12 protein-coding genes are annotated in these 12322 nt (G+C 34.6%); 5 read left to right on the top strand and 7 right to left on the bottom strand.

Annotated elements, in window-relative coordinates; genetic code table 11:
• The first annotated feature begins 24 nt into the window (after positions 1 to 24).
• A complete protein-coding gene (locus ACTF54_RS06190; RefSeq protein WP_438968957.1) occupies positions 25 to 453 on the top strand; it encodes a DUF4268 domain-containing protein in 429 nt (142 codons plus the stop codon).
• Here ACTF54_RS06190 and ACTF54_RS06185 read toward each other — a convergent pair.
• Positions 450 to 800, bottom strand: coding sequence for an Hpt domain-containing protein (locus ACTF54_RS06185; RefSeq protein WP_347197115.1), 351 nt, complete (start codon positions 798 to 800; stop codon positions 450 to 452). The two genes, ACTF54_RS06190 and ACTF54_RS06185, sit on opposite strands and share 4 nt — an antisense overlap.
• Positions 801 to 912: 112 nt before the next feature.
• Positions 913 to 2451: a YifB family Mg chelatase-like AAA ATPase gene (locus tag ACTF54_RS06180; RefSeq protein WP_347197116.1), complete on the bottom strand. Its 1539-nt coding sequence runs from the start codon at positions 2449 to 2451 to the stop codon at positions 913 to 915.
• Positions 2452 to 2794: 343 nt separating this feature from the next.
• On the opposite strand from ACTF54_RS06180, the gene ACTF54_RS06175 reads away from it, so the two are divergent.
• On the top strand, positions 2795 to 3370 hold the full coding sequence (locus tag ACTF54_RS06175) for a nitroreductase family protein (RefSeq protein ID WP_347197117.1): 576 nt from the start codon (positions 2795 to 2797) through the stop codon (positions 3368 to 3370).
• 246 nt (positions 3371 to 3616) lie between these two features.
• Positions 3617 to 5551, top strand: coding sequence for a DEAD/DEAH box helicase (locus ACTF54_RS06170; protein WP_438968956.1), 1935 nt, complete (start codon positions 3617 to 3619; stop codon positions 5549 to 5551).
• A gap of 94 nt (positions 5552 to 5645) precedes the next feature.
• On the opposite strand, the gene ACTF54_RS06165 is transcribed toward ACTF54_RS06170, so the two are convergent.
• The 3 genes from ACTF54_RS06165 to ACTF54_RS06155 all read right to left on the bottom strand — a co-directional run bounded on the left by ACTF54_RS06165 (position 5646) and on the right by ACTF54_RS06155 (position 8484).
• Positions 5646 to 5945, bottom strand: a complete 300-nt coding sequence (locus tag ACTF54_RS06165) for a hypothetical protein (protein ID WP_347197119.1) — start codon at positions 5943 to 5945, stop codon at positions 5646 to 5648.
• Positions 5902 to 6210 (bottom strand): hypothetical protein, encoded by a 309-nt coding sequence (locus tag ACTF54_RS06160; RefSeq protein WP_438968955.1) that lies wholly within the window; start codon positions 6208 to 6210, stop codon positions 5902 to 5904. The genes ACTF54_RS06165 and ACTF54_RS06160 overlap by 44 nt, the downstream gene beginning before the upstream one ends.
• Positions 6211 to 6519: 309 nt before the next feature.
• The gene (locus ACTF54_RS06155; RefSeq protein ID WP_347197121.1) at positions 6520 to 8484 is read right to left on the bottom strand and encodes an endonuclease; all 1965 of its coding nucleotides are present in this window, start codon (positions 8482 to 8484) and stop codon (positions 6520 to 6522) included.
• A gap of 161 nt (positions 8485 to 8645) precedes the next feature.
• Here ACTF54_RS06155 and ACTF54_RS06150 point away from each other — a divergent pair, with 161 nt between their 5' ends.
• Positions 8646 to 9800 (top strand): DUF3095 family protein, encoded by a 1155-nt coding sequence (locus ACTF54_RS06150; protein WP_347197122.1) that lies wholly within the window; start codon positions 8646 to 8648, stop codon positions 9798 to 9800.
• A gap of 1 nt (position 9801) precedes the next feature.
• On the opposite strand, the gene ACTF54_RS06145 is transcribed toward ACTF54_RS06150, so the two are convergent.
• On the bottom strand, positions 9802 to 10860 hold the full coding sequence (locus ACTF54_RS06145; protein WP_438968954.1) for an acyltransferase family protein: 1059 nt from the start codon (positions 10858 to 10860) through the stop codon (positions 9802 to 9804).
• A gap of 7 nt (positions 10861 to 10867) precedes the next feature.
• On the bottom strand, positions 10868 to 11413 hold the full coding sequence (locus ACTF54_RS06140) for a hypothetical protein (RefSeq protein ID WP_438968953.1): 546 nt from the start codon (positions 11411 to 11413) through the stop codon (positions 10868 to 10870).
• A 227-nt stretch (positions 11414 to 11640) separates the two neighbouring features.
• Between ACTF54_RS06140 and ACTF54_RS06135 the strand changes: the two genes are divergently transcribed.
• Positions 11641 to 12282, top strand: coding sequence for an SDR family oxidoreductase (locus tag ACTF54_RS06135; protein WP_438968952.1), 642 nt, complete (start codon positions 11641 to 11643; stop codon positions 12280 to 12282).
• The last annotated feature ends 40 nt before the right edge of the window (positions 12283 to 12322 follow it).

The following is a 12322-nucleotide window of genomic DNA, read 5'->3' as shown; positions in this document are numbered from 1 at the left end:
TGTTTAAAACATTAATTTTGTAAAATGTATTCTAAAGAAGAAGCAAAACAAATACGTCAACAATTTTGGACCATGTTCGGTAAACGATATGATCGCAAATGGATGTTGTATGATACAAAACTTAAAGATATTGTTCTTAAGTTTTCATTTGAAGATCGCAGGGCTCTTGTTTCTATAGATATCAATCACGAAGATGATGTTTTTAGAGCCTACTATTATGATAAACTGGTAAGCCTTAAAAACATAATGTTAGAAGAGGTAAGCGATGAGATTATTTTTGAGGAAAACTATTTATTAGAGTCTGGGAAAATGATTTCTCGTGTTTTTATAATGCTCGAAAGAGTTAAAATACAGAAACAAACCGACTGGCCTGCGGTTTATGATTTTTTCCATAAAAATATGGATAAGATGGAATCTTTTTTTGTCGAGTATAAGGATTTTATAGAAGCTTAAAGTTGTTCTCTAGTGTAAAGTACTTGCGCATTTATATGCTCATATTTCTCATTAAACTTTGACAACAATTCTGGAATCGTGTTGAGATCGGTTTCTGTTCTAGTACAATCTTCAATTTCTTGAAGAATACTTGCCATATCGTCAATACCTAAGGTTTTATAACTAGATTTTACTTTATGGGCTTGTAGACGTGCCGCTTTAAAATCCTTGTTTTCAATACAATTTTTGAGAATAAGGTAATCCTGCGGTACTTCTATTAGAAACATATCTAAAATAGAAGATAGAATATCTGCATCATTTTGAAATGATTCTCTTAAATCTGTTAAAGCAAGTACAGTAGGTTTCATTGATATAGTTAAAAGATTTATTTTATTTGACAATAGTAATTATTTACATAAAAAGTCCACAATGATTTATTGTGAAATATAATTAGGTAGCAATATAATAGACTTTTTACCGTTATCCTAGCCAGCCTTCCCGATCTAGACTTCTATATTGAATAGCCTCTGCAATGTGCGATCCGTTCAATTGTTCCACGCCTTCTAGGTCTGCAATGGTGCGAGAAACTTTTAAAATACGGTCATAAGCTCTTGCACTAAGGTTTAATCTTTCCATCGCATTTTTAAGCATGTCTTTACTCGCGTCGTCTAGAATACAATGTTTTCTAATATCCTTAACGCTCATTTGTGCATTGTAGTGCGTATTCTCACTGTCCACAAAGCGAGCGGTCTGAATATCTCTTGCTGCAGTAACTCGTTCTCTGATGATAGTAGATTTTTCTGCCAGACGTTCTTCTGTTAATTTTTCAAAAGGTACAGGTGTTACTTCAATGTGTATGTCAATACGGTCTAGTAGTGGTCCAGAAATTTTACCTAGATAGCGCTGCATTTCTGCCGGACTGCTTTGAACTGGTGCATTAGGGTCATTGAAATAACCACCAGGACTAGGATTCATACTAGCAACTAGCATAAAACTGGAAGGATAGGTAACGGTAAATTTTGCTCTAGATATGGTCACCTCGCGATCTTCCAGTGGTTGTCGCATTACTTCAAGTACAGTACGTTTAAATTCCGGCAACTCGTCCAGAAATAAAACGCCATTATGACTTAAAGAGATTTCACCTGGTTGAGGATAAGCACCACCGCCGACGAGAGCAACATCAGAAATAGTATGATGCGGACTTCTAAAAGGGCGCTGTGCCATTAACCCCGCTTTTTCTTGAGTACGGCCAGCAACACTATGTATTTTTGTCGTCTCTAAAGCTTCATGCAAGGTCATCGGTGGTAAGATGGATGGTAACCTTTTTGCCAGCATCGTTTTTCCCGCTCCTGGAGGACCGATTAAAATGATATTATGGCCACCTGCAGCGGCAATTTCCATACATCTTTTAATGGATTCTTGTCCTTTTACATCGGCAAAGTCAAATTCTGGATGTTCTAGCGCTTGAAAAAATTCATCTCTAGTGTCAACAATAGTGCGTGCTAACTCTTTTCCTTCATTAAAAAATTCTATTACTTCTAGAATGTTATCTACTCCGTACACATTTAAATTATCTACAATGGCTGCTTCTCTTGCATTTTGTTTAGGTAAAATAAAACCTTTGTATCCTTCTTCTCTTGCTTTAATCGCTATGGGTAAAGCTCCTTTTATAGGTTGTAGTTGCCCATCTAGAGATAGTTCTCCCATGATGATGTACTCTTTGAATAAATCGGTTTTGATCTGACCAGAGGCATTTAATATACCTAAGGCTAACGGCAGGTCATAAGCACTACCTTCTTTTCTAAGATCTGCTGGAGAAAGGTTGAGAATTAATTTTTTCCCAGGCATTCTATAGCCTACGTTTTTAAGAGCTGCGGTGATGCGATAAGAACTCTCACTAATCGCCTTATCAGGAAGACCTACCAGGTGGTAACCTATTCCTTTATCTGCATTCACCTCTACAGTAATAGTGGTAGCCTCCACACCAAAAACGGCACTTCCGTAAACTTTTGTAAGCATAAGTTAAATTTAGAATCTAAATTTAAGGAAGTTGAAGTTATTTATACGTCTTTCCAAAGTTTAAAACCTTTTCAGTTAAATAGTTGGTGAATGAAGCCTAGGTTTTTATAGAGCTAATGGATTCAATAAATCAATTAGAACAATTACCATTTTGGAACAGTTTAGAATTGCAAGAACATAGGTGCTGTTCATTACTTAAAAAACGTTTCTTCATTTACCTTTTTGAAAATAACTACTTTGTTTGGCACTTGTATAATTCCGTGTAATGCTTTTTTATAATAGGTTGAAGTAGCTTTTATGTATTCCGCTTTCGCGAAAGCGGAACAACAACTATCTTTAAATCATGAAAAAGACATTAGAACAATTGATCCAGACGCGACGTAGTGTTTTCCCTGCGCAATATACAGGTGGCAACATTCCAAATGAAGATTTGTTGAAAATATTAGAAAGCGCTAGATGGGCACCTAATCATAGAAAAACAGAGCCATGGCGATATAAAGTGCTTCAAGGTGATGCTATAAAACAGCTGGGTGTTTTTATGTGTGATCATTATGTAGAGCAAACGGGCAAGCCTGTTTCTATTAAACTTAAAAAACTACAAGATAAGCTGGCTATGACCAGTGCTATGATTCTTATTTTTAAATCAAGAGATGAAAAAGAATCCATCCCAGAATGGGAAGAAATAGCTGCGGTTAGTATGAGCGTTCAAAATATGTGGCTTACAACGCATGATTTAGGATATGGCTGCTACTGGAGTTCACCTAAGGCATTTGCAGATATGACAAAGTTTGCAAGTATTGAAGTAGCTGAAGGAGAAGACTTTTTAGGATTCTTTTATATAGGAACTTATGAAAAAGCTATGCCAGTAAACTTACCAGAAAGGAAATCTGTAGAAGAATTTGTTCAATTTGTGCATTAAGATGTGTAAATTCTTAAAAAAGTTCTTGTGCAACAAGCAACCTTGTAGCAAAGTCTTTTGTGCAAGTGGTTCATGGGATGTTTAGAAATTATGTCAAGTATTTGTTTATCAAATAGGTAAAAACTAATTTACCTTTTCAAATTATGATGTGAATCTCTTTATTGTATGGAATTTATCAATGCTATTTGATCTACATTAATTCTCATATATTAATTGTATTTTTGCAAAATAATTAAACACAGTTATTTGAAAAATTTTGAAGCCTTAGGGCTTACTCAGCCGTTATTAGACGGCCTTGCTGAAATGGGATTTGAGAATCCAACAGAGATTCAACAGCAAGCAATTCCAATCTTGCTAAAGCACGATGGAGATTTTATAGGTCTGGCGCAGACTGGTACAGGGAAAACCGCAGCATTCGGAATACCATTACTAGAACTAATGGATACCAGCTCAAAAGAAACGCAGGCATTAATTCTAGCCCCAACGCGTGAACTAGCACAACAAATTTGTCGTCAGATAGAAGCGATGTCTCAAAAAATGGGAAGACTTAATGTCGTACCTGTTTTTGGAGGTGCAAATATCATGGGACAGATCAAAGACATCAGACGTGGCGCTCAAGTTATTGTAGCTACTCCTGGACGTCTTATGGATTTAATGAAACGTCGCGAGGTTAAACTAGACGCATTAAAATTCTTGATTCTTGATGAAGCAGATGAGATGTTGAACATGGGTTTCCGTGAAGACATTGATTTTATTCTTTCTAAAACAGACGTAGGTCGCAACATCTGGTTATTCTCTGCTACTATGGCAAGAGAAATCAAAAAGATTGTGGACACTTACATGGTAAATCCAGAAGAGGTACGCATTAATAGAGAAGATATTGTTAACACAAATATTACGCACCAATACGTTCAACTTAAGGCTCGTGATAAAACAGAGGCTTTAAGAAGAATGCTTGATTTTGATCAAGACATGTTCGGTGTGGTATTTTGTCGTACAAAAAGAGATACTCAAAATGTTGCAGATGAGCTAAATAATAATGGTTATTCGACTGAAGCACTTCATGGAGACATGTCGCAGGCACAACGCGATGCCGCAATGAAACGTTTTAGAAATAAAAACCTAAAACTACTTATCGCTACAGATGTAGCAGCAAGAGGTATAGATGTAGATGATATTACTCATGTAATTCACTTTGCATTGCCAGACGATCCTGAGTTTTATGCGCACCGTTCGGGCCGTACTGCTCGCGCAGGTAAAAAAGGAGCATCTATTGCACTGATCACCAAAGGCGATATGCGTAAATTAAAATTTATGGAGAAAAAACTCTCTATAAGTTTTGAAAGAGGAGAAATTCCTGCTCTTGAAGCGATTACCGCAAAACGTATTTCTAGATGGACAGAAGGAATTAAAGGTCTCGAAGTAAATAATAAAATTACAGACGAGCTTTTTGAAGAGGTGAAAACTAGTCTTGAAGATGTTTCTAAAGATGAATTGATAGGTAAATTTTTAAGTCAAGAATTTAATAAGATTTATAAACGTAATTCTATTACAGATCTTAATGACCGCTCTAAACCACGTGAAGATAGTGGTGAATATCGCGAGAGAAAGCCTAGATCGAGAGGTAGAGAAGAAGGTATGAAAACCTACTTTATCAACCTAGGTCGCAAGGATGATATGAATAAAGGAGCCTTATTAGGTTTTGTTTGTGACGTTACTGGTATTAAAGGTAACGATATAGGACGTATAGTATTAGATGGTGCTCATTCTTTTATGGATGTAAAAGAAGAAGTAGCTTCTCAAATGGATAAGCTGAATAGTGCAGAGCGTAATGGTCGCGAACTAAGAGCAAATGTTCATGACGGTGAAGTAAGAGAATCAAGAAATAGTCGTGGCGGTGGACGTGATGGTGGCCGCGGTAGTAGTGGAGGTTTCAAAGGTCGTAGAGATTCAAATTCTAGTGGCGGCGGATTTAAAGGAAGACGTCGTGATGATAGCTCTAGCTCTGGCGGTGGTTTTAAAGGTCGCAGTTCTAGATCTGGTGATGATTCACGTTCAAGTGGTGGAAGCAGTTTTAAGAACCGTGATTCTAAGCCTAAAAGAGAAAACTCTGGTTCTTCAGATAGTTCAGGAGGAAAAAAAGGAAACCGTTCTAAATTTTTTGGTTCTAAGTGGGACTAAACCTATAGAAGTTTTATAAAAAGTAAAAATCCGATTTCATTCTTTGAAATCGGATTTTTTATGTTTCTCTGCTGTATATCTATTTCTTTTATTCTTAAAAACGGTATCCAAAATTAATACCTAAACGTGGTTCTACATTTCCTAGATCTGCATTTTCATCTTCTAGGTTGCCACCTAAATTTCTTGCTGCTTCACCAAAAACAGTAACGGTAAATTTATCTTGAATTACCCATTTATTACCTAATTCAACACCGGCTGAAAAGCCGCTTATATCATACTTGCGGCGGTCTGTTTGTATAAAGTCACCTTGGCTGTTTATAATGAAAATATCATAATCGCTTGTTACTTCACTACTGCGAATTTTTAATAATGGGTAAAAAAAATAGCCCTTCAAATTGACGTCTTTTGCTTATATAAAAGTTTGCAGTTGCTCTAAAAGAAAATGCATTAGTATCTTCTAAATATCCAGCATCATAATATCCATAGGTGTCAAAGAAAGTAGCGCTACCAGTGATACTAATATTATTATCAAAAAATCGCTCGTAAGTAACATTTAATGAACGGGCAATTACGAGGTCTAGAATGTTTGAAGAGATTTCATTTTTTGCAAATCGATCTTCAGAATCATTTGCAGTTTGTGCTGTAGCAGTATATCCCATAATGCACGCACATAAAAGTAGGATGGTTTTTTTATAATATAATAGTAATCAATATTTGTGCCTTATAGAACTTTATGTCTAATATTAATTGACAATATTTATAAATTTCTATAAAGAGTGATCGTTTGTTTTAGAGGTAATTATTGATCAACTCTACATGCTTAAATGGATATGTTAATTGGATTATTTAGTGAAAATTATTTTGTTCAAAAACTTAAGAAAATTTAAAATTGGGGATTAGAATTTATTCAAAATAAAACCCATCTCAAGATTATTAAGATGGGTTTTTGAAAAAATATTATTTTGAAATTATTTTACAATCAGTTTTTCTACTTTAGTAAAATCACCTTCTTTTAAATGAACCAGATACATTCCAGAAGCTAGATTATGAGTAAGGTTTGTATTTTGTGTTAGCTTTCGCGAAAGCGTTTTTCTTCCAAAAGTGTCATAAATTATTATATCAATTGGATTACTGATGTTTTGAATCTTCAGTATATCTTTAGATGGATTAGGACTTAAAATAATTTTAGAAAGTTCTTCTGTACTTTCTGATAAAGTAAAGTTTTGTCCTACTAGATTTCCGTAAATATACTCTGCTAGATCTGGATTATCGATGAAGGGATTTCTATTGATTTGCCAGGTGTAGATCACATTGTTTCTATTCATTTCAAAATCATCTGGTGGATCGTTTCTGTGCCATTGTATCAAGGTAGCTAGATCACCTATTTGTCCTTCTGGTGAAGTTCCTGGTGTACCATTAACAATATTAAGGTTGTTAAATCGCAAATCCATGTAAAAAAGAGCTCTAGCAACATCGCCATGCCAGCTTCCTTGTGAACCTGTTGGACCATTGTATTCAGGATAATTTTGATTTCCTCTAGAACTGTTTTCTGGACCATCTGTAGCTCTTAAATGGTGTGCATCGCTATTGCCATGGCGCAAGCTGTCTGCATTTGTTTCTGTCCATACAGACATTCCATCATTTGTTTCGTCGTATTCAATAGAAGAAAATCTACCTCTAGAACGCGACCATATGTGTTCTCTATTCCATTTTCCAGTATTAGTGCTACCAGTTTGAAAATCTATAATTCTTCTTTCTTGCTCGGTGTACATTAACCAGATGTTATTAGAGTTTAAAGGAGAAACGTCTGCCTTTTTTAAAATCTCAGTTACATCATCATAGGTGTGTATGCGCACAGTGAATTCTTCAGAAATTAGATCTGTAATAGCTTGCTCTAATTGTGGAGAAGACAGGTTATTTAAGGAACTGTAATAGTTTGCTGGCGCTGTACTCGCCACATTTCCATAAGTAGGCGCTAGTGGTGTTCCATAATTTGCTACTACAAAATCATTATCTATCACAAAAATTTCTTCATTGTCTTTTAGTCGTTTAAAACCTACTGGTAAGTTGTTATCCAGATCTATTTCTAAGGTTTCATCACCTTCATCAATTGCATCATCTACAATGGTAAACGATAAAGTAGTGCTAGTCTGTCCTGCTGGAATAGTAAATGAATTGTTACCTGTGTAATCTGTATTATCAAAACTGCCATTGTTTAAACTAAAACCTAATGTAAAATCTACTGTAGGAGTTTGAGTTAATGTAAAAGTGATGTCAAATGTATCTGGCTCAGTAAGTTCGTTTTTGCTAGCTGTAAAACTAACGCCATTGTATGTAGTTACGGTAGCATCATTAAAAGAGTGTGGAGTAGGAGCTTTAGTCTCATAAGTTCCATCTGCTTTTCTTTGTATGGACTCAGTTGTTTTATTATTGTTTTCGTCCTCGTTGTATTGAACGGTAATGCCTAGCAATGACATTAATGCGGCATTATCTGGATCATCTGTATCATAAATTAAAGCGCTGACAAGATCTGTTTGTGTGGCAAACGTTCTGTCCGGCCAGTCTGTATCATCACCTCTGTAAACAGCAACAGCATCTGCACCTAATTGTATATTACTTTCTGCTAGGTAAAAATCTGGAACAGGAGATACAAGAGAACTTCCTAAAACAATTAGTCCATTATTATCTGTAGTTAATCCGTCCAGATCAACCGCATAATAACTTCTTCCCATACCACTATTAACATTTGAGGAGCCATTAAAAAACACTAGCACAAATCCGTTTAAAGAATAAAAAGGTGTATCAGACTTAAGTTCTACAAATTGTTTATCGTTAGTACTAGGAGTATCTGCGTCTAACTCGTTGATGACTACTTGCGATTCCGCTTTCGCGAAAGCGAGAACAACAACAATAGTTAACCATATATTTTTCATAATCAGGGGAGATTTTTTGCAAAAATACTACTTCTTACAGCGTCTGACATTAAGAAATGGTTATAGGATCTATGTTTTTTAAACAATTTGTTAGCTTTGAACCATAAAAATATTTGGCAAATCCTTGTGATTGACGCGTTTTGAAAAATGTAAGTTTGAATATGAATGTCAACCAAACCTCCTTTTATTCTAAATTATTGCTGCATCATGGTAGTTTACATGAATTAATGGCAGATGAAGAAGCGTTTACAAATGTTCCAACATCGTGGAATATTATAGTAACAGACGTTGAGAATTCTACACAAGCGGTTAAAGATGGTCAACAGCAGTTAGTGAATCTAGCAGCAACAGGAAGTATTGTAGCCTGCCTCAATATTTCAAGAAGTAAAGGAATCGAAATCCCGTTTTTTTTTGGTGGTGATGGGGCGACAATCATTGTTCCAGATGATATTTTACCAGATTGTCTTTTTGCTTTACAGCTGCATCAAGAACGATGTTCTATATCTTTTAATTTCTTTCTTAGAGTAGGTTATCGTAAAGTAGGCGCTATGATAGAAGAAGGCGCTAGTTTAAGAATTTTAAAATACAAACGTAATGATTTGCATGTGATGCCTATTATTTTAGGTGATGCCTTGCAAATGGCAGAACGTTCCATAAAATCATCTTCAAAAGAAGAAGAGATAAAAGGTCTAGAATACAACCTGGATTTAAACGGAATGGAATGTAAATGGGATAAGATAAAACCGCCTAGAAACCAAAACGAGATATTAACTCTTATAATAGCTGCTAATAAAGTAGCTGACCAATCTAAAGTATACAGTCAGGTACTTGAAAAAATAGAGGATGTTTATGGTAGTGATGTGAATAGACATCCCGTTACTGCTAAAAGATTAAAAATGGTTCATAGTTTTAGCCGGATCAAAGCCGAAGTTAAAATGAAATTTAAAAAAGTAACTGGGCAAAAATTTGCAGCTAATTGGTGGCGTTCGTTTATAGGCAGCTGGTTTGTTAAGAATACTGCTACCGGTAGAAATTACCTTAACGACATGATTCAACTAACAGAGACTTTGCTACTCGATGGCGCCATTAACACAGTTATTACTGGAAAAGTCCAGCAAAGAGAGGTGTTACTGACTTATCTAAATGAAATAGAAAAACAAGGTTTAATCACATATGGTTATTACAGCAGTACGAGTAGTATTCTTTCTTGTTTTGTAACTGCTATTGACGATTATCACATTCATTTTCTAGATGGTGATAATGGCGGTTACACTCAAGCCTCAAAAGTTTTGAAAGCAAAATTGAAAACACAATAGATTAATTCCACTTTTTATGTATCCACTTATTCATAGGTACTTCAAAAAATTTATGACTTATTCCTGCTGCAATTATAGAAGTAGTCAATAATAGGGCGATAATCATGTAATCGTTATTTAACACTTCATACCTTCCATTACCTAATAAGAAAAAACGCATAATTAAATGGTGAAGCATATAGAATCCAAAACTGATTTCACCTAACCAGATAGCTGTTTTGTGACTAAGTAGCTTTGAAATTTTACCTTTCTGAAAAGCAAATACTAAGATAATCATCATCATAGGAATCCAGTAGAAAACGCTATAAAGACTAGTTTCTGTAACATAGTTACGCAAGGAAAAAAACAGAACAAAAATGGCAATAGCAAGGCATTCTAGCTTAGTAAAATCCACCAAAGCTTGTTTTGATTTCAATTCTTTAAATAGGCCGTATAGAATAATACCTAAAATGAAATCAACTAACCTAAATAACGGATGGATATAAAAGAGACCGTGATGCCATTTTTCTTGTATAAAATGAGGGAGAATTATGATACTAATAGCCAGTAAAACAGTAAAATAATACTTACCCTTTTCTAATCTTTTGAATAAGCTCAGCAAAAAAGGAAAACATAAATAGAAAAAGACCTCGCAGCAAATACTCCATGATGGTCCGTTAAAAGAAAAATACAGCTCCTTAATAGGTAAGTAGCTTTGTGTAAGTGAAATATTAGAAAGTCCTAAAAGCAGTCCTTTACCATTAATTTCCTGTCCCCAAAACATCAGAGGAATTGCAATGATAAAAGTCGCTACATGTAATGGGTAAATTCTAGCTAGCCTAGCTATAAAGAAGTTCTTTTTTTTATTTTTAGTTCCGTTTAATTTTGATTCATATACATGAGTCAATATAAAACCACTTAATATAAAAAAGAAACTCACTCCTATATAACCATGTGATAAAACATCTTTATAAATAGACCGCAACCAGCTTGTTGAACTTGTTTTTAAGAAATCTAGGTGCGATACAAATACCATTAAAGCAAAAAGAAAACGCAAAGAAGTGAGCGGTTTAAGATGCATATATGTTTTATTGACTTAAGTATTGAAATTGCTTTTTAAAAAAGGCTTGCATAGTTCTCGTGCTATTGCACAATAATAAATATGGTAAAATTATAGTTATGGTGACAAATAGGAATAAAAAAGGAAGAAATATTATTGACATTACATCTCCATAAATTAAGCCGATAAGAACGCTTAAAGCCGCGATAATAAAGTAAGCCGTTGCTATTATCATGTAGATAAAAAGGATGATTTTAAAGGAGTTCATTTTTACAGAAACTTTTATCCCATAGTTTGTCGGTTGTATATGACCGGTAGCTATAGCCGTATGTTTACAAAAGTCTAATAGTCTAGCCTGGTGTTTTATTTTAAACTGCCTATCTGTTACCAACCCTTTAACTAAAGTGCGATAATCTGATGAAAAAACGTCTTCAAAATCAGAGAAGAAGCCTATGGTACTATATCTGCTAGCGTTACCTAATCTGCTAGCAAAATCGTAGGCATTTATAGGTAATTCTAAAGTAAAATTAGAGATGATTCCTGCTCTTTCCAGATAGTAATCGAGACTTTTCAATCGACTGTATTATTTATAGATTCTCCTGTAAAAGTACAACCATTTTTATTTTGGGTGATTTTCATTCCATTTTAAAGATGGGCTCATATTACTAAGGCTAGTCAGCTTTTACAAAATCTGTTAAATCGAGCTTAATTAAAGATTAATTTCTCGCTAATACTAACTTAAACTAAGGTTAATTAAGCTTTCATAAGAGTTGTGTTCTTTTTGTTTCCGTATATTAATATATGGAAAAAGTATTAGTAGCAGGTGCAACAGGCACCACGGGAAAACAAATAATTAATTTATTAAGTGAATCTCAATATTTTGAGCCTCATGCAATGATTCGTATGGAAGATCAAAATGCTCAATTTAAAGCTCAAAACGTGAAATGGATCATGGGAGATTTATCTGAAAATATAGAGGATACTTGCAAGAACATGGATAAGGTAATATTTGCTGCTGGTTCAGGCGGGAAAAACGTAAAAGAAATAGATCAAGAAGGAGCTAAAAAACTTATGGATGCTTCAATGAAGCATCACATAAGGAAATTTGTAATGCTCAGCTCTTTAGGAGCAGACCAGCCAGAAAAAGCTGAAGATCTAAAAGAGTATTTAGAAGCTAAACATAATGCAGATAAATATTTAAAAAATTCAAAGCTTAATTATGCTATTGTTAGACCAGGTTCACTGACTAATGATGGCGCCACAAATCATATAAAACTCTCTCATAAGCTAGATCAAAAAGGAGAAATTTCTAGAGCAGATGTTGCCCAGACATTAGTAAGAGTTTTAAATGATGATACTGCAAATAGAGAAACGTTTGAAATAATTAAAGGAGACACTTTGATAAGTAAGGCTGTGGATACCATGAGCAAGGTGAATTTGTAGTGTTAAGCTTTCGCGAAAGCGAAACTATATAAAATCAAAA

It is taken from the genome of Nonlabens sp., assembly GCF_965657255.1.
Taxonomy (GTDB): Bacteria; Bacteroidota; Bacteroidia; order Flavobacteriales; family Flavobacteriaceae; genus Nonlabens.
This window is presented reverse-complemented; position numbering and strand designations above follow the sequence as displayed.